Raw genomic sequence first — 16,960 nt, 5'->3', positions numbered from 1 at the left:
TCCTCCTAGAACAACGCGTAGTCTTTATGCGTTTTGCGAATGATGTAGTTCACCGCAACGACCAGCACCAGTCCGAAGAAGCTCTGGTACAGTCCCGCTGCCGTGCCCATGCCGATATCGAAGTTGACGGCAAGCGAGCGGTAGACGTAGGTGTCGATGATGTCCGTCGAGTTGTAAAGGACGCCGTTGCTGCCGATGATCTGGTAGAACAGGTCGAACTGCCCTTTCAAAATGCCTCCCAGACTGAGCAGGATCAGCAGGATGAAGGTCGGAACGAGCATCGGAAGCGTGATGTAGCGGATCCGCTTGAAAATGTTCGCTCCGTCGATCTTCGCGGCTTCATGGTATTCGTCGCTGATGCTCATGATCGCGGCCAGATAGATGATCGTGCCGTAGCCGAGCCCTTTCCAGATGTTGAAGAAGATGATGATGTACTTCCACGGTGCGGTGTGCAGGTAGAAATCATACGGCTGCAGGCCGAGCTGGACCAGCACCGTGTTGATGACGCCGTTGCTGGAGTTGAAAAGGTTGAACACAAAGGCTCCGACCAGAACGAACGAGACGAAGAAGGGGAGGAACATGATGGATTGCGTCAGCTTGCGGAACCATTTGCCCGGCAGCTCGCTGAGGAAGATCGCGCAGAGCAGCTGGAGCGCGTTGCCCAGCAGGATGAAGGCCAGATTGTAGAGGACGGTGTTTTTGGTCAGGTTCCACAGCACGCCCGAATCGTAGAGAAACTTGAAGTTCTGCATGCCGACGAACTCGCTGCCGAACAGCCCGCCCTCGAAGTCGAAGTTCGTGAAGGCGTAGTAGACCCCGACCATGGGGATATAAGAAAAGACAACGAAAAAGATCAGGGCAGGCAGGATCATGAGAAACATGATTCGGTTGCGGGACAGCTCTTGGAGAAAGCCTTTCATTGGATTACCTCCGGCTTAATCGGATGATGGTTGCTGTAATCGATTTCTTTTTGCCTCGAAAAGGGAGGATTGCCGGACAAGCAGCTTGGATCTCACCTGGAACGATCTTGTGTCACCGTACTGGTTGCCGCCGAGCTGATCGATCAGCTTCTCGGCGAGCAGAGCGCCCATGCTGTACTTGGGCTGGTCCACCGTGCTCAGCGTCGGCGTGATATACTTGCTGACCCGGTTGTTGTCGACGCCGATGACCGCCATGTCCTCCGGAATCGACAGGCCTCTCTCGGAGCAGGCCCGATAGATGCCCAGCGCCATCTCGTCGTTGGCTGCAAACACCGCAGTGAACGGATGGCCTTTGTCCATGAGGCGGTGGAACGCATCATAGCCGCCATTCTCGCTGAAGCCGCCGTTCTCGATCAGCTCCGGCACGAACGGCAGTCCCGCCAGCCGAAGCGCTTTCATATACCCCTCCAGCCGCTCGTAGCTGTCGGTCGCATCCGCGAATCCGCTCAGGAACGCCAGCCGTTCATGCCCCTGCAACGTCAGATGGCTGACCGCCTCCTGGGCTGCTCCTACATTGTCGGTGTACACGCAAGGAATGAGCGGATGGTCGATCGATCTGCCGATCAGCCCGACCGCATAGCCTTTCTCCGCATAGGCTGCCAGCTCGGCATCCGTCAGCTTGGGCGTAATGAGAATGATGCCGTCCACCGTCCGGTTCATGACGAGCGTCATGTAGTCGGATTCCTTCTCCTTCTGGTTCTGGGCGTCGCAGATGATGATCTTGTAGTGCAGCGCATTGGCCGTATTCTCGATTCCCTTGATGATTTCCGCGTAGTAAGAGACCAGGATGTCCGAGACGATGACCCCGATCGTCATCGTGCGCAGCGCCCGCAGGCTTTTGGCGGAAGCGTTCGGCATGAAGCTCAGCTCCCGGATCGCCTCTTCGACGCGCAATCTCGTCTTGGCGCTTACCGCCCCGCTTTCGTTGAGCACCCGGGACACCGTCGCGACCGATACGCGGGCCGCCTTGGCCACGTCGCTGATCGTGCTGTCTGCTTTCATGTCTTTCAACTCATTCACATTCTCTCTTGCTACAACTTGGCCATAATGTTATCGATTACATTTTGCATGAAAAAAATGGATCCGTCATGAAGAAAGACGGTTTCCCTCCATTTTCCATTCCATTTCTGTCCAGCGGTTACATTTCGGAGTATAGCAAGGTCGGAAAACGATTACAAGAACTTTTTTAGGTTGTGCCCTCCGGGTTGGATCGTCTAAAATGAAAGCAATGCTGAAAACGATTACAGTTCCCTTTGCTTCCTGCTTCCAACGATCGGAACTAGTCCTACTATAAAGGTTGATGTCTATCATGGATGTGAAGATTGTCGATGTCGCCCATCGGGCCGGCGTCTCTACCGCCACCGTGTCCAGGGTGCTGAACGACAGCTCCGGCGTCACGGCCAAAACCAAAGAGAAAGTGCTTCAGGCGATCAAGGAGATGGGGTATTACCCCAACGCAGTCGCCAAAAACCTGCGCGTGCAGAAGACGAAGACCATCGCGGTCATCGTGCAGGACATCAACGTGTCCTATTTCACGGAGATTATTAAGGGCATGGAGAACATGGCTTACGTGAAGCATTACAAGGTGCTGATCTGCGATGCCGAGAACCAGCCGTCCAAGGAGCTGGAATACCTCACGCTCCTCATGAACCGCACCGTGGACGCCGCGATTCTGGTCGCTCCCGCGATCCCCGATTCCGACATCCTCGACATTGCCGGCAGAGGCTACGCCATCGGCATCGTCGGCCGCCACATCGAGCATGAAGGCGTGCCCTGCATCTATACCGACAACGTCAAATTCTCCACCGAGGTCGTGAGCCACCTCGTCGAGATGGGCCATACGAACATCGCCTTCCTCAGCGGTTATGCGGAATCGATCGACAGCTACGAGCGGCTCGAAGGATACATGAAGGCGCTCAAGGAGCATCGCCTTCCCTTCCGTCCCGAGCTGATCGAGAACGGAAACTTCAGCGAGGCGGGCGGCTACGAGGCGATGGAGCGGCTGCTGTCGCGCTCCGGCGGCTTCACCGCCGTCTATGCCGCCAACGACGAGATGGCGCTCGGCATCTACAAGAGCTGCAGGGAGCGCGGCATCCGCATCCCCGAGGACCTCGCTGTCGTAGGCGTCGACAACAACCGCATCAGCAAGTACATCACGCCGACGCTCAGCACGGTCAACCAGCCGAAGTACACGATGGGAGCCCTTATCGTCGAGAAGCTGATCGATTCTATGAACGAAGACCAGTTCAGCGACAGGCGCGTTTTCAAGGTCGATTCCGAGCTGCTCGTGCGGAGTTCATCCTCCTTCCAGCGGAACTCTTCATGAAGGCTGCGGACCCGAAATTTTCGGCCTTGATTTTTGGATAACGATCCCTTACGATATTTCCACCCGGTAAACGCTTCCAAAAGAGCGGGAATCCGGGTTTGTCTCCGAAGTTTTGTAATCGATTACAGATTGGGAGGTGCTACTTGGTATCCCCGCTGGAAACTGGATTTCATTATTTCCCCAGCGGCTCTACGAAGGCATAGGCAACCTTGAATCCCTTATCCCCGAAAGGAGAATGATTGACGATGGCATGGAAGAAGAAAACCGCCTCTGTCGTGCTGGCCGCGGCGCTTGTCGCCGCAGGAGGCTCCTACGCCCCTCAGCCGGCCAAGGCCGCAGGCGAGCAGGTCGAAGTCTGGATCTCCACCTCCGACCCGAACTCCGAGCCGGCTGTCGGCCTCAGTCCGAGCGCCCGCCTGACGCGGATCGGCGACAAGAACTTCAGCGGCAGCGCGGGCAGCGCCGATTATACGATTACGGTCAACGAGGGCACGACCTACCAGCAGATGGACGGCTTCGGCGTATCCCTCACCGATTCCTCCGCCTGGCTGCTGAACTACAAGCTCGACGCGAACAAGCGGGCCGAGGTCATGGAGAAGCTGTTCGGCAATACGGGCATCGGCCTCAGCGTCCTGCGGCAGCCGATGGGCAGCTCGGACTTCACCTGGAGCGCTTATACGTATGCGGACACAGCGGGCGATACGGCCCTCAACAGCTTCAGCATCAGCCGCGACCAGTCCTACATCATTCCGATGATCAAGGCCGCCCAGGCCAAAAATCCCGGCATCAAAGTATTCGCTTCCCCCTGGAGCGCCCCGGCCTGGATGAAATACTCCGGGACGCTGAACGGCGGCAAGCTCAAGGCCGAATACTACGGCACCTATGCCGAATATTTCAAGAAATACATTCAAGCCTATCAGGGCCAAGGAATTCCGATCTACGCGGTCACCGTTCAGAACGAGCCGCTGTATGAGCCGACCCACTACCCCTCAATGGGGATGAACACCCAGGATGAGATCGGCTTCATCGGCGACTATCTCGGCCCGACGCTGAAAAACGCCGGCATCAACACGAAAATCATCGCCTTCGACCACAACTATCTGGATTGGAGCTTCCCGAATACCGTCATCACCAGCCTCAAGAATGCAGGCAAGGGCGGTTATGTGTCCGGCAGCGCCTTCCACCATTACGACAGCGGCGACGGCTCGCAGATGACCTCGATGCACAATGCCCATCCGGACAAGGATGTCTGGTTCACCGAGGGCGGCTTCGGCAACTGGAACGATCCGCAGAACGGCACGTCGCAGGGCTTCGATACGATGATGAACGAGTTCATCAACATCACGCGCAACTGGTCCAAGTCGATCATCCTCTGGAATGCGGCGCTTGACCAGAAGGACGGTCCTTCGCTGCTCGGCGACAACAACAGCAACAAAGGCATGATCACGATCCAGAACTCCGACAACAACAACAGCAGGCCGGAAAATACCGTCACGTACAAAAAGCAGTACTACCTGCTCGGGCACTTCAGCAAATTCGTCGTTCCCGGCGCGTACCGGATCTCGACGAACACGGGCAGCGAGATCAAGGACGTCGCCTTCAAAAACCCGGACGGCTCCAAAGTCGTCGTCGCCTACAACTCCTCGGCCTCTGCCCGCAACGTGAAGATCCAATGGGGCAGCCAGAGCTTCAACGTGACGATTCCGGCCAAATCCGCCATGACGTACAAGTGGTACGGCACGGCTTCCTGACGGATTCCCTCCCCGCCCTCAGCTTCGTGCATGGCGGCGATGACAGACGAACAAGCAGCCTGCCCGGCTGCTTGTTTTTGTTTCGTTCGGCCCGCTGCGACGGACAGCTTTTGTCGGCCTCACCGCTGGTCCAGATACAGGCTGAACCTCCCTGCCTCGGCGCTGCCCTCTCCGCAGGAAGATAGAACGTACTCCGTCCCGTCATCCTTCTTCTTCCCCTCGATCGATCGGCAAAAATCGACCGTCTTCCCAGGGGATCCGAACGCGTCATGCGTACTGTCGTACCTGTGCATGATCGTAGTTCCATCAAAGGACAGATTATCGAAGACAGGGTCGCCTTCAAACGTATAGCGGACAATCTGGAGCTCGTCCTGGACGCCAGCCTCCACATTGGCGATAAATGTCTCCCATTGATCCCGGTTCCTCGCCAAGCCGAAGGCATTCACCAGATCCCCGTTGGCCTCCGCTTGATCCGGCCCGTACTTCAGCCCCCAGATCAGATCGTACACTTGGCGGGTCGATGCCTCCGTCAGCGTGTAGCCCGTCCCCGTGTCGGATACATACGCATACATGCCTCGCTTCGACCGGGCATCGAGCCATAGGTGGATTTCCTTCCGCTTGCCGTCTTCCGTGACCACGACGTCGTAATCCGGCTGGGCCACGTCGAGAATGCCTTCGATTTTCGTGGCGGATCGGATCGCCTTGTCGAAGGCTTTGATCTGCCCGTTTTCCGCAAAGCTGCCGTAAGGAGCCGCATTGACTTGGCCGAAGCGGAGCGAGCGGCTCACCGCGACCCCGTCGGCAGCCGGCTCCGCGATAGTTCCGGAACTGGCGGAAGGCGGCGATGCGCCGCCTTCCCCTTGTCCAGCCCCGCAGCCGCCTGCGCATGCAAGCATGGCCGCAGCTGCTATTAAGACGATTGCTTTCCGCAGAAGTAACACCTCCACATTCCCTGACGTCAATAGCCGGCAAATGGTTGTCGCCCCTCTCCCATATCTTTCTTCCGCCCTCTCTTCCTCTTGCCCGGCTCCTTCATCCGGAGCTTGACTGCCCTTGACCAGGCCAATCCAATGCCTCGGTTGCGTTTTCCTGGAATCCTATGGTACACTCAAACCACTTTGAATTTGAACGGAGGGTTACGTGTGATTAACTACATCCGAGTTCGCACGGTGCGTCGCTAATTGAATAGCGCCCATGTTCTGCCTTGAGCAGGGAACTCAGATGTGGTCTGTCCACGTACATAGCTCTAGCTGCCTCCATTTCGGCCTATCCCCCATCCGGTGCGGGAAGGCCGCCGTGGCGGCTCTATATGACGCTATGCCTGGATAAGGAAGGATCGGCGGCCAGCACGGCCTCCCCCTTCCTGCCGCCGCCATATCCAGCAGACCTACGAAGGACACGGGCTTTTTATGCCCGTGTCCTTTTTGCTGCTTCCCGAATCAGGGTATCCTATAGGTAACCAGGCGGCTGCAATGCCACTCGCACATCGAAAGGAAGATCAACCTTATGACCATAGCGCCAAAAGAACAAGCCATCCTCGTGGGCGTCCACGAGCAGAACAACCATCAATTCGCCTACTCCATGGAGGAGCTGCGCAATCTGGCGGAAGCCTGCAACGTCGAGACCGTCACGGAGCTGACGCAGAAGGCGGAGCGGATCCACAAGACCCATTATCTCGGCTCCGGAAAAATCGAGGAGCTCGCCGCGCTGGTGGAGCAGTTCGACCAGCCGACCGTCATCTGCAACAACGAGCTGTCCCCTTCCCAGATCCGCAACCTGGAAGCGGAGCTCAAAACCAAGGTCATCGACCGCACGATTCTCATTCTCGACATCTTTGCCGAGCGGGCACAGACGAGAGAAGCGCAGCTGCAGGTCGAAGTCGCCCGGCTGAGCTACATGCTGCCCCGTCTGGTCGGCCTCCGTGAATCGCTGGGCCGCCAGGGCGGAGGGGGCGGATCGGGCCTCGCCAACCGCGGCGCCGGAGAGACCAAGCTCGAGCTGGACCGCAGGCGGATCGAGGAGCGCATCCACGGGCTCGAGACCGAGCTGGAAAAGCTTGTCGCCCAGCGGCAGATCCAGCGGCAGCGCCGCAAGAAGAACGAAATCCCCGTCGTCTGCCTCGTCGGCTACACGAATGCGGGCAAATCGACGCTGCTCAACGCCATGGTCGACACCTTCCATCCGGACTCGGGCAAAGGCGTGCTGGCGAAGGATATGCTCTTCGCCACACTGGAGACGTCCGTGCGCAGCATCGAGCTGCCGGACCGCAAGTCGTTCCTGCTGACCGATACGGTCGGATTCGTCAGCGGGCTTCCCCATCATCTCATCAAGGCATTCCGCTCCACGCTGGAGGAAGTATCCGAAGCCGACCTGCTCGTGCATGTCGTCGATACGTCCAATCCCGAGTACGCACAGCAGATCCGGGTGACGGAAGAGACGCTGAAGGAGCTCCGCGCCGATCATATTCCGATGCTGTATGCCTACAACAAGTCTGATCTGGCGGAAGTCACTTATCCGCGCGTGGAGGACAGCCGCGTCTACCTGTCCGCTTACCGCCGCGAAGGCGTCGACGAGCTGGTCGACTCGATCCGCGAGAGCATTTTCACCGACTATGTCGAAACCGAGATTGTCGTGCCTTACGACAAGGGCAGCTGGGTCTCCTTCTTCAACGGCAACGCCCATATTCTCGAAACCGAATACGAGGAAGGCGGAACAAGGCTCAAGCTGGAATGCCGCGAGGCGGACTTGAACCGGTTCAAGAGCGAGGTCGGCGAGACCGCCAGCGGGTCCTGAGCCGCTGCATTCATTCTCTCCACGATCCGCAAATCCAACCGGAGGAGTGCGCTCATCCGTGCTCAGGCGCAGGGCGCGCTGCTCCCGCCGGTATCCAAGCCGGAAAACTGGTCTCGTCACGAAAAAAAGCCTCTTTCCCTTTGGGGGAAAGAGGTTTTTTCGCATGGCTGTTATTTCTTCGCCAGGATTTCCGTCAGAACCGGAACGACCTGCGATTTGCGGGACACGATGCCCTTCAGCGTCGCCTTGTTGTCGTCCAGCTTCACGCCGAACGCTTCCTCGAAGGCGGCCGTGTGCTTGCCTAGAGCGATCGCGACGGAGTCGTTGTTGATGATGTCCGTCGTGACGAACACGAACAGATCCAAGCCTTTGGAAGCGATGATCGCGTCCAATGCCGCTTCGACTTCCGCCTGGCGGGAGAGCACGTCGTTCAGGTCAACGGCGTTGACCTGAGCGATCTCCACCTTGGCTGCGCCCATGGAGAATTCCTTGGAGTCGAGGCTGATCAGGTCGGCGACCGTCTTGTCGCTGAGGTCTGCTCCGGCCTTCAGCATGCTCAGGCCGTAGCTGTCGGCGTCGACGCCGGCGATCTCAGCGAGCTCGCGCGCCGCTGCGACGTCCTGCTCCGTGCAGGTCGGGGACTTGAACAGCAGGGAGTCGGAGATGATGGCGGACAGCATGAGGCCGGCGATTTCCTTGCGCGGCGACAGGCCGTTCTCCTTGAAGATCTTCAGCAGGATCGTAGCCGTGCATCCGACCGGCTCGGCGCGGTAGTACAGCGGCGCCTTCGTCTCGAAGTTCGCGATGCGGTGATGGTCGATGACCTCGATGACCGTCACTTCGTCAATATCGGACGCGCTCTGCTGGCGCTCGTTGTGGTCGACGAGAATAACCTGCTTCGCCTCCGCTGCGACAGCCTCGACGAGGCGCGGTGCGCCGACGCCGAACTGGTCGAGAGCGTATTGGGTTTCTCCGCTCACCGTTCCGAGGCGGATCGCCTCGGCGTTCCAGCCGAGCTGGTTTTTCAGGTCCGCGTAAGCGATCGCGGAGCAAATGGTATCCGTATCGGGATTCTTATGGCCAAAAACAAGTACTTTTTCCATCATCGTACTCCTTCGTCAATGAATTCATAAGCTCGTCCCCGATTATACCGTAAATCTCCGGGTCTCACCATACCTGCGCAGCGAAAAACCGACCATTCCGATCATCTTTAGCCCCAGGCCTCCGGGGAGAGCCGCCCGATTCCGTTGCGTACGAGCTTTCCCATGCTGATATCAATTACGACCGGGCTTGAGCCGCATCCTCACGCGAGGAAGCCCGGTACAGCCCGATTCCGAACAGCAGGCCGACCAAGGACAAGCCGGATATCGTCAGGTACAGCGTTTGGCCGCCAAGGCGGTCATACAGCCACCCTCCTCCGTACGAAGCGACGATGCCCGATACGCCGAAGAAGAGCAGAGCAAGCACCGTCTGCCCCGTCGCGCGCCATTCCTCCGGAACGATCCGGTACAGATACTGGATCGCAGCCGAGTAGAAGATCGGGAAGGTGACGATCTGAAGCAGCTGAATCGCAACAAGGCCGTAAGGCTCCGTGATCCACGCGGACAGGAAGAAGCGGATGAAGTAGAAGAAGCCGGCGATGGAAATGAGCAGCATTTCCTTGCCGCGGCGGAGCCACCAGAAGCTCAGCGCGAAGACGACGATCTCGCTGCCGGCGGCCAGGAACCAGGCTTGGCCGACCAGCTCGGGCTTGCCGCCCAGCTCCCGGATGTAGACGCCGAGGAAGGTGTCGTTGATCCGCTGCGGCACGGCGCTGATGAAGATGAGCAAAAGGAACAGCTGCGTCCTCCGATTGGAGAGGAACACCCGCAGGCTGGCGACCGTGACGGGCTTGCCCGACACTTCGGCATCTGGCAGCATGAGCGCGACCAGCAGGCTGACAAGGCCCGCGCCCGCGAACAGCCAGGACAGGCTGCCTGCTCCGAGATAAGACATGACGTAGCCGACCGCAAGCGACATGACGGCGTAACCGAGCGCTCCGTAGGTGCGGATGGAGCCGTAGCTCGTCCCCAGCCGCTCCGCCGTCCGGAAGTTCAGGCTCTCGATGAGCGGATCGACCGGCATCAGGAAGAAGTACATGAGCATGGCGAGCAGCAGCAGCATGCCGAAGCTCGAGGAGTCGTACAGGAAGTAGCCGATGATGGACGAGCAGGCCACGAGCAGGAGCAGCACCTTCTGCACGGTGCGCATCCGGTCGCTGATCATGCCCCAGAGCGGCTGGGCGATGAGCGTGATGAAGCCGCCCGTTCCCGTGATGAGGCCGATGCGGGCCGGATTCAGTCCTTGATCGCTCAGGTAGACGGGCATGAACGAGACGAACATGGCCAGCAGGGCGAAAAAGAGAAAATTAAATGCTTTGATCGGAGCCGTTCCACGCATTAGCGCATACCTCTTTCTTTCCAGGTTTCCATTCTATCCACCAGAGCCCGATTTTTTCCTGGAGCCCAAAAGACATTACGCCAGTGTAGCACAAAAAAGGCCGCTCCGCACCCTGAAAATCAGGATGGGAAGCGGCCTTCGGCCCGAACGTATCCTTGTGCCCGGATAAGGCTCCGAGCTCAACTTACCGGATCAATGCATCGCAGCCGCATGCTCCTGCTCCTGGCGTGCGACCTCCTGCGGATCCATCCTGCCGCTGCCCATGAAGAAGGAGAACATGAGAGCGATGGCCGCAGGCAGGATCGCCCAAGCGAAGGTATGCACGATGGAGGAGCTGAGCGCCGAGGTGATGGAGTCGAGAATCTCCTGCGGGATGTGCTTGCGGGCTTCGGGGTCCAGCAGCTGGCGCGGATCGCTGAAGTTCAGACCTTCCGGCAGGCCGGCTCCTCCCGCTGCCCCTGCGACGGCTCCGCCCGCCGTGCCGCCCGCTCCAGCGGCATCGGCGCCGGCTGCGGCTCCCGGAGCGGCAGCCGCTCCGCCCAGCAGATCTTTCATGCGGCCGCTGAACAGATGGCTCTGGACGATGCCGAACACCGTGATGCCGAGCGCCATGCCGAGCGAGCGCAGGAAGTTCAGCGTCGCGCTGGCCGTCCCGCGGTCCGAGACAGGCACGGAGAAGATGGCCGCATTGCTGAGCACCGAGAACGACGCGCCGATGCCCAGGCCGACCAGAATCATGAACAGCCTCAGCGTCCAGATGTTCGTTCCCTCGCCGATCGTCGCGAGCAGCACGAGGCCGAGCACGAGGATGGCAAGAGTCGGCATCATGAGGGTCCGGTACTTGAGCTTGGTCATGAGGAAGCCGCCCATCGTCGCCGTCACGACCGAGCCGACCATCATCGGCAGCAGCACGAGGCCGGAGTTGGTCGCTCTTCCGCCCAGCACGCCCTGCACGAAGATCGGAATGTAGACGGATGCCGTCACGAAGGCGGCGCCGCTGAAGATGCCGATCAGATTGCTGGAGAGGAATTCACGGTTGCGGAACATGCCGAACGTAATGATCGGCTCCTTGGCCCGCAGCTCGAACACGACGAACAGAATCGTGAGCACGGCAAATCCGGCGAACAGCCCGGATATTTGAATGGAGTCCCAAGCGTAGGTCTTCCCGCCGAATTCCAGGGCGAACATCAGGCAGAGGACCGCTCCGACCAGCGTTGCCGCGCCTCCCCAGTCGATGACCTGCTTGGCATGCTTGGGCGATTCCTTGTAGAAGATCGCGATGAAGGCGAGCGCGATCAAGCCGAGCGGAAGATTGATGTAGAATACCCATTCCCAATGGATATGGTCCGTGATGTAGGCTCCGAGCAGCGGTCCGAAGATGCTGGAGAGGCCGAATACGGCGCCGAACAGGCCGCCCAGCTTGCCCCTCGCGCCTGCCGGCACGGCATCGAACATGATTGTGAAGGCGATCGGCACGAGCGCTCCGCCCCCGATGCCCTGGATGGCCCGGTAAATGGCCAGCTGCTCGATGGAAGTCGCGGTGCCGCATAACGCCGAGCCCGCCATGAACACGATGATGCCGAAAATATAGAATCTCTTGCGGCCGTACATATCGGACAACTTGCCGAAAATCGGCATGCCCGCCATTTCCGCTACCATATACGCCGAAGTGACCCAGACGAATTTGTCCAGTCCTCCAAGCTCGCTGACGATGGTTCCCATAGCCGTCGATACGATCGTCTGGTCCATGGAAGCCATCAGAATGCCTAGCAGCAATCCGGCCACGATGAGGCCCGTGCTGCGTGAGGCTTGCGCCATGATGATCCCCTGCCCTTCCCCTGTCTGTTTCCGGCCTTGAGGGCCGGACGCTTCCCCTATTATATAGAGGAGCCTTGCCGCGAAAATCAGTCCGGAGACTGATTTCAGTTAAAACTGAAACAGTTCGGACAAAGATGCTTACCGCAAAGACTTCAAGCCTGGCGGACGGATCGGCAGAACATCCTTCGCTTCTGTTTCCAGCCTAACAAAAACACCCTGACAACTGATTGTCAGGGTTCCCGGAGGAGATGGACTAATTTCCGCCTGCGGCTTGAGCTCCATCCGGAGCCGGCTCTTTGCGCATGAAGCGGGCTTCGATTTTCTTGCATGCATACCAGGAGAGCACGATGAACAGGACCACGTAGACGAGCTGGAGAGGATCCCGGTAAAAGCGGGCGATGTCGTGGCCGACAAAGGAAACGGCCAGCGCCATGACCGCTTTGCCGGCGGCGACGGCGGCCAGAAAACGAAGCACGCTCATGCGGGATACGGCTGCGGCCATGTTCACGAGCACGAACGGACCGACCGGGAACAGGCTCAGCACGAACACATAGCTGAAGCCGTTGCGGCGAATCCAGTCCATGCTGGCCTTCACCTTGGGCTTCGCCGCCCAGCGGCGGGCGATGCGGTGGCCGGCCGCCGTGCGCACCAGCAGGAACGTAGCCATGCAGCCGGCCACCAGGCCGATCCACGAGTATAAGAAGCCGGGCCACAAACCGTATACGGCGGCGTTGACGCCGACGATCAGAATCGTCGGAAGCGGCGGCACGAACGATTTGAGGAAGGTCAGCAGGATGCCTGGGAGCGGTCCGTAGGAACGGTATTCTCCGAGCAGCCGATGCAGATTTTCTTCCGTCATATAGTCAAGCAGGTCGGATATCATAGTCGATGCCCCTTTGGCCGGCTCTGGCTGCATAAGCAACAGCTGGCAGGATGATCCTATTCGGTATGCCCATTGTATCGGCAAGCGGCAAGGAAATAAAGCCCCGCCCAGCGCCGAAGGGCAAAAGTCCGGACAAGCAGGACAAGCATGTTCCGCCCGCGAGCGGCATACCTTATTGCTAGGCCTCGCGGCTGGTTGACGGAGCGCTTCGCGGATTCGAACCGTTCATGTATGGAACGGGATCGGCAAAGATTGGCGTCGATGCTGGCCGGAAAGGTGTTCAAGACCGATGGGAGGGGCTCCGGCGGGCTGGAAGAAATCATCTGCAGCCGCCCCAATGATTGCTGTCACCCTACGGGGGGCAAGAATCATTGGGATGCAACTCTTTCCCGTCCTTCAAATGAATTTTCCCGGCATTGCGCCGGAACAAGGAGAATGGCTATGAATCCGATTCTGCTGGGGTCGCTGGCCACGGCCATGTGCACCGCTGTCGGCGCGCTGCCCGCCCTCTTCATCAGCTCCATGACACATCGGGGAAAAGACGTGCTGCTCGCCTTCACGGCCGGCATCATGGTATCCGCGTCGACCTATGGCCTCATTCCAAGCGCTCTCAAGCTGTCCAATCTAGGCGTGCTGACAATCGGCATCCTGCTCGGCACATTCGTCCTCATGCTGCTGGAGCTGCTCATTCCGCATACCGACACCGTCCACGGCAAGCTTCCGCAGCCTCTGCAACCGCAGAGCGGCGGCTGGTTCGGACTGGACCGGAATTCGACGCTCTTCCTCACTGCCATGGCGCTGCACAACCTGCCGGAGGGTTTATCGGTCGGTGTCAGCTACAGCAGCGGCGAAATCCAGCTGGGACCGATTGTAGCTGTCAGCATCGGCTTGCAGAATATTCCGGAAGGCTTCCTGACGGCACTGTTCCTGATCACTCAAGGTACAAAACGCGGTTACGCCGTCCTCATGGCCATCGGAACCGGGCTTCTGGAGTTCACCGCGGCTCTCCTTGGAGGCAGCTTTGCCGCAGCCATCGAACCGATCGTGCCTTACGGCCTCGCTTTTGCGGCCGGAGCCATGCTGTTCGTCGTGTACAAGGAGCTTATTCCGGAGAGCCACGGGGATGGAAATGCACGGACCGCGACACTCTCGTTCATCGCCGGGCTTTTGACGATGATATCGTTGACCCACGCGCTTGGATAGAATCATTCTATCGGACACAGGATCCGTTATTTGATCCTTTAGCCGCGATCCGGCTGATTATCGGACATAGGATCCGTTATTCTGCCCTTTCAGGTCCAAAATGACGGAAAATGGGACAAATAACGGATCTGATGTCCGATAAATCTCATTTTTCGCCCATTTCATCCCAATAACGGATCTGATGTCCGATAAATCTCATTTTCCGCCCAGTTCATCCCAATAACGGATCTGATGTCCGATAATCTCATTTTCCGCCCAGTTCATCCCAATAACGGATCTGATGTCCGATAAATCTCATTTTCCGCCCAGTTCATCCCGATAACGGATCTGATGTCCGATTCAGCAGCCTTTGCCCGAATAAGCTTGTGACAGGGGGCGGCGTCTGATGTCAGGCTGTATCCCGTATCGTTCGGTTTCATATATGATATCCATGCGGTCTCGCATGCAGGTTCACGCACAGGCGGATCCGTATGCGGTGTCAACGGGTATAAATATGATTTCGTATTCGCCTCATGTCCGCTCCAGACACGCCAGCTGCCTGCATATCCGCAACAAAGAAGAGGCAAGCTGCTGCCGCAGCTTGCCTCTTCAGCCTTCATTATTTGCCGCTTGGATCCGGGACAGCGCAGCTCCCGTCGTCGCAGGCGTCCCCACCGCTCGTTGCGGCAGGAACGGCGCAGGCTCCATCCGCGCAATCCTCGCCTGCGGAAGCTCCGGCTGGAACGGAATCCGCGGCGGCGGCGCGCTCCGACCAAGCCTGCTCCAGCGCCTGGAGGAATACGGATGGAGGCTGGGCGCCGGACACGCCGTATTTGCGATCCAAGACGTAGAAGGGAACTCCCTGGATGCCCAGCTCGGACCCTTCCTGCTCGTCTCTCCTCGTCTCCGCCTCATATCTTCCCGAAGCGAGAACCTCTGCTGCTTCCGCCGCATCCAGCCCCGCTTCAGCCGCAAGCTCCGCCAGCGTCCGGCGGTCTTCGAGAAGCCGTCCCTGTTCGAAGTAGGCTCGGAACAGCCCTTCGGAAAGGGCGTTGCCCTTGCCCTGCTCCGACGCCCAGTGCATCAGACGGTGGGCATCGAATGTATTTCCCGTTTTCATCGCGTCAAAATCGAAGGTCAAGCCGAGCTCGGCGGCCTGGCTGCCGACATTCGCATTGCTGGCCTTGGCCTGTTCCAATGGGAATCCGTATTTGCGCGACAGCAGCTCATGGATGCTGGTGCCGGGCACGTGCTTGGCATTCGGGTCCAGCTCGAAGCTGCGGTACACGACCTCGACCTTGTCCCGATGCGGGAACGATTGCAGCGCCAGCTCAAACCTCTTCTTGCCGATATAACAAAACGGACATGCATAGTCGGACCAAATCTCTACCTTCATGCTGCCTTCCTCCCGTTGTTTCGAATCCGCCTCAACTAACTGTAACAAAGTAAGTTACATTATTATAGCACAGCACGGTTTCATCGATCAAACGAACGGGACGGAGCCGCGCAGGATTGCACCAAGCATCCATACGAAGATCCGGCAACAAGCTCCCGGGAACGGCCGCAGCATCCTTTGGCTGATCCATTCCCGTCGAACGGCGTCAGCATCCTTTGACCTGATCCATTCCCGTCGAACGGCCGCAGCATCCTTTGACCTGATCCATTCCCGTCGAACGGCCGCAGCAGCCTTTGACCTAATCCATTCCCTGTCCTGTGCGGTCGGCTGATCCCGGCCCCACCGGCGCGGCCGGCCGATCCGGCTTCCCGACGGCTGCTCCATGCTCCGTCTCCGCGATCATCTTCAGCATGCCCAGCTTGTTGTCCCAGTAGCGCTCGAAGAAGGCGAGCCAGCGCCGAAGCTCCAGCAAGGGATCGGGATTCATCCGGTACCGGGTCTCCCGTCCGACACGCCGTTCATGGAGAAGCCCCGCATCGGATAAAATATGCAGATGCTTGGATACGGCAGCCCTTGTCATGGAAAAATGAGGAGTGATGCCTTTAAGCGGGAGCTCTTCACCGGAGCGAAGCAGCCGCAGCAGCTCCCGGCGAGTCGGATCCGCTACCGCCTGAAACACGTCATGCCGCTGTTCCTTCGCCTCCATGTCAGGAAGCGAACAAGCCGGCGAGCTTCTGAACGATTTTCTCCCAGCCGCCGTTCATGTTGCCCCGCACCTGGCTGTGAGGCTGTCCGAATTCCGTCCTTCCTTCCTCCAGCCAGCCGGAGTGGATCAAGGTGAATTCCGTCACATCCGGCTCCAGCTCGCGCAGCTCGAATGTGATGGACCATTGCTCCCCCCAGGCGAAGCTCAACCGGCGAGGAGGCGACAGCTCGGTCACCTTGCACTTGGAGTCTCCGAAGGGACCCGCATGCAAGACGAACTCCGCTCCTTGCTCCGGCGTGAACGTATTGGGCATGAACCAGGAGGCGATACCCTCGGAAGTAGCGGTCTTCTCCCATACGAGAGCGATGGGGGCGTTGATGATCCGGGTTTGGCGGATATCGGGCAGCGGTCGGCCCGGCTGCAGGTTGTGGTCGGTCATGAGATACAGCTCCTCTGTGCGTATGAGTTTCATTCCGCTATTAGGATACCACATGGTATCCAATTCGACAATTGGACGGCACTGTAAGGTTAATCCAAGCCTTATTTCGAATACCTGAACGGAAGCGCCCTCCCCATGCCTGCAAATCAAAAAAGGGCCAACCAAATGAATTGGTTGGCCCCATCCCCGTCCCCGCAGGGTACGGCTTGCCGATAGCCTTGCCCTGAAGCTCGCCTTGAAGCCTCCG

14 protein-coding genes are annotated in these 16,960 nt (G+C 58.7%); 4 read left to right on the top strand and 10 right to left on the bottom strand.

Annotated elements, in window-relative coordinates; all coding sequences use genetic code 11:
• Positions 1-5: 5 nt before the first annotated feature.
• Together CIC07_RS04480 and CIC07_RS04475 are read right to left on the bottom strand one after the other, a co-directional pair.
• The gene (locus CIC07_RS04480; RefSeq protein WP_076358724.1) at positions 6-920 is read right to left on the bottom strand and encodes an ABC transporter permease; all 915 of its coding nucleotides are present in this window, start codon (positions 918-920) and stop codon (positions 6-8) included.
• 15 nt (positions 921-935) lie between these two features.
• The gene (locus CIC07_RS04475; RefSeq protein WP_076358866.1) at positions 936-1,982 is read right to left on the bottom strand and encodes a LacI family DNA-binding transcriptional regulator; all 1,047 of its coding nucleotides are present in this window, start codon (positions 1,980-1,982) and stop codon (positions 936-938) included.
• A gap of 307 nt (positions 1,983-2,289) precedes the next feature.
• On the opposite strand from CIC07_RS04475, the gene CIC07_RS04470 reads away from it, so the two are divergent.
• Positions 2,290-3,306, top strand: a complete 1,017-nt coding sequence (locus CIC07_RS04470) for a LacI family DNA-binding transcriptional regulator (RefSeq protein WP_076358723.1) — start codon at positions 2,290-2,292, stop codon at positions 3,304-3,306.
• Between the two features lie 245 nt (positions 3,307-3,551).
• Complete coding sequence (locus tag CIC07_RS04465; RefSeq protein ID WP_076358722.1) at positions 3,552-5,057, top strand: glycoside hydrolase family 30 protein; 1,506 nt, start codon at positions 3,552-3,554, stop codon at positions 5,055-5,057.
• 119 nt (positions 5,058-5,176) lie between these two features.
• On the opposite strand, the gene CIC07_RS04460 is transcribed toward CIC07_RS04465, so the two are convergent.
• Positions 5,177-5,953: a DUF4362 domain-containing protein gene (locus CIC07_RS04460; RefSeq protein ID WP_076358721.1), complete on the bottom strand. Its 777-nt coding sequence runs from the start codon at positions 5,951-5,953 to the stop codon at positions 5,177-5,179.
• A 610-nt stretch (positions 5,954-6,563) separates the two neighbouring features.
• On the opposite strand from CIC07_RS04460, the gene hflX reads away from it, so the two are divergent.
• Positions 6,564-7,850 carry a GTPase HflX gene (gene hflX, locus CIC07_RS04455; protein ID WP_076358720.1) on the top strand — a complete coding sequence of 429 codons (1,287 nt, stop codon included), beginning with the start codon at positions 6,564-6,566 and terminating at the stop codon, positions 7,848-7,850.
• Positions 7,851-8,020: 170 nt separating this feature from the next.
• Here hflX and CIC07_RS04450 read toward each other — a convergent pair whose 3' ends face one another.
• The 4 genes from CIC07_RS04450 to CIC07_RS04435 form a co-directional block, all read right to left on the bottom strand.
• Complete coding sequence (locus CIC07_RS04450) at positions 8,021-8,953, bottom strand: manganese-dependent inorganic pyrophosphatase (protein WP_076358719.1); 933 nt, start codon at positions 8,951-8,953, stop codon at positions 8,021-8,023.
• A gap of 175 nt (positions 8,954-9,128) precedes the next feature.
• Positions 9,129-10,289 carry an MFS transporter gene (locus CIC07_RS04445; protein WP_076358718.1) on the bottom strand — a complete coding sequence of 387 codons (1,161 nt, stop codon included), beginning with the start codon at positions 10,287-10,289 and terminating at the stop codon, positions 9,129-9,131.
• A 192-nt stretch (positions 10,290-10,481) separates the two neighbouring features.
• A complete protein-coding gene (locus CIC07_RS04440; RefSeq protein WP_076358717.1) occupies positions 10,482-12,107 on the bottom strand; it encodes an MDR family MFS transporter in 1,626 nt (541 codons plus the stop codon).
• Between the two features lie 253 nt (positions 12,108-12,360).
• Positions 12,361-12,990, bottom strand: a complete 630-nt coding sequence (locus tag CIC07_RS04435) for a TVP38/TMEM64 family protein (protein WP_076358716.1) — start codon at positions 12,988-12,990, stop codon at positions 12,361-12,363.
• Positions 12,991-13,431: 441 nt separating this feature from the next.
• On the opposite strand from CIC07_RS04435, the gene CIC07_RS04430 reads away from it, so the two are divergent.
• Positions 13,432-14,193 carry a ZIP family metal transporter gene (locus CIC07_RS04430; protein ID WP_076358715.1) on the top strand — a complete coding sequence of 254 codons (762 nt, stop codon included), beginning with the start codon at positions 13,432-13,434 and terminating at the stop codon, positions 14,191-14,193.
• Positions 14,194-14,791: 598 nt separating this feature from the next.
• Here CIC07_RS04430 and CIC07_RS04425 read toward each other — a convergent pair.
• The 3 genes from CIC07_RS04425 to CIC07_RS04415 form a co-directional block, all read right to left on the bottom strand.
• Entirely contained in the window at positions 14,792-15,568 is a 777-nt protein-coding gene (locus CIC07_RS04425; protein WP_076358714.1) for a DsbA family oxidoreductase, read from the bottom strand.
• A 298-nt stretch (positions 15,569-15,866) separates the two neighbouring features.
• On the bottom strand, positions 15,867-16,274 hold the full coding sequence (locus CIC07_RS04420; RefSeq protein ID WP_076358713.1) for an ArsR/SmtB family transcription factor: 408 nt from the start codon (positions 16,272-16,274) through the stop codon (positions 15,867-15,869).
• 1 nt (position 16,275) lies between these two features.
• Positions 16,276-16,713: an SRPBCC family protein gene (locus CIC07_RS04415; protein WP_076358712.1), complete on the bottom strand. Its 438-nt coding sequence runs from the start codon at positions 16,711-16,713 to the stop codon at positions 16,276-16,278.
• Between the last annotated feature and the right edge of the window lie 247 nt (positions 16,714-16,960).

It is taken from the genome of Paenibacillus sp. RUD330 (genome assembly GCF_002243345.2).
Taxonomy (GTDB): domain Bacteria; phylum Bacillota; class Bacilli; order Paenibacillales; family Paenibacillaceae; genus Paenibacillus_O.
This window is presented reverse-complemented; position numbering and strand designations above follow the sequence as displayed.

What these genes read in the sequence shown, in the direction of transcription:
- hflX (WP_076358720.1), top strand. Translation starts at nt 6,564, where the DNA reads ATGACCATAGCGCCAAAAGAACAAGCCATCCTCGTGGGCGTCCACGAG.
- CIC07_RS04450 (WP_076358719.1), bottom strand. Translation starts at nt 8,953, where the DNA reads ATGGAAAAAGTACTTGTTTTTGGCCATAAGAATCCCGATACGGATACC.
- CIC07_RS04475 (WP_076358866.1), bottom strand. Translation starts at nt 1,982, where the DNA reads ATGAAAGCAGACAGCACGATCAGCGACGTGGCCAAGGCGGCCCGCGTA.
- CIC07_RS04460 (WP_076358721.1), bottom strand. Translation starts at nt 5,953, where the DNA reads ATGCTTGCATGCGCAGGCGGCTGCGGGGCTGGACAAGGGGAAGGCGGC.
- CIC07_RS04435 (WP_076358716.1), bottom strand. Translation starts at nt 12,990, where the DNA reads ATGATATCCGACCTGCTTGACTATATGACGGAAGAAAATCTGCATCGG.
- CIC07_RS04415 (WP_076358712.1), bottom strand. Translation starts at nt 16,713, where the DNA reads ATGACCGACCACAACCTGCAGCCGGGCCGACCGCTGCCCGATATCCGC.
- CIC07_RS04425 (WP_076358714.1), bottom strand. Translation starts at nt 15,568, where the DNA reads ATGAAGGTAGAGATTTGGTCCGACTATGCATGTCCGTTTTGTTATATC.
- CIC07_RS04430 (WP_076358715.1), top strand. Translation starts at nt 13,432, where the DNA reads ATGAATCCGATTCTGCTGGGGTCGCTGGCCACGGCCATGTGCACCGCT.
- CIC07_RS04470 (WP_076358723.1), top strand. Translation starts at nt 2,290, where the DNA reads ATGGATGTGAAGATTGTCGATGTCGCCCATCGGGCCGGCGTCTCTACC.
- CIC07_RS04440 (WP_076358717.1), bottom strand. Translation starts at nt 12,107, where the DNA reads ATGGCGCAAGCCTCACGCAGCACGGGCCTCATCGTGGCCGGATTGCTG.
- CIC07_RS04465 (WP_076358722.1), top strand. Translation starts at nt 3,552, where the DNA reads ATGGCATGGAAGAAGAAAACCGCCTCTGTCGTGCTGGCCGCGGCGCTT.
- CIC07_RS04420 (WP_076358713.1), bottom strand. Translation starts at nt 16,274, where the DNA reads ATGGAGGCGAAGGAACAGCGGCATGACGTGTTTCAGGCGGTAGCGGAT.
- CIC07_RS04480 (WP_076358724.1), bottom strand. Translation starts at nt 920, where the DNA reads ATGAAAGGCTTTCTCCAAGAGCTGTCCCGCAACCGAATCATGTTTCTC.
- CIC07_RS04445 (WP_076358718.1), bottom strand. Translation starts at nt 10,289, where the DNA reads ATGCGTGGAACGGCTCCGATCAAAGCATTTAATTTTCTCTTTTTCGCC.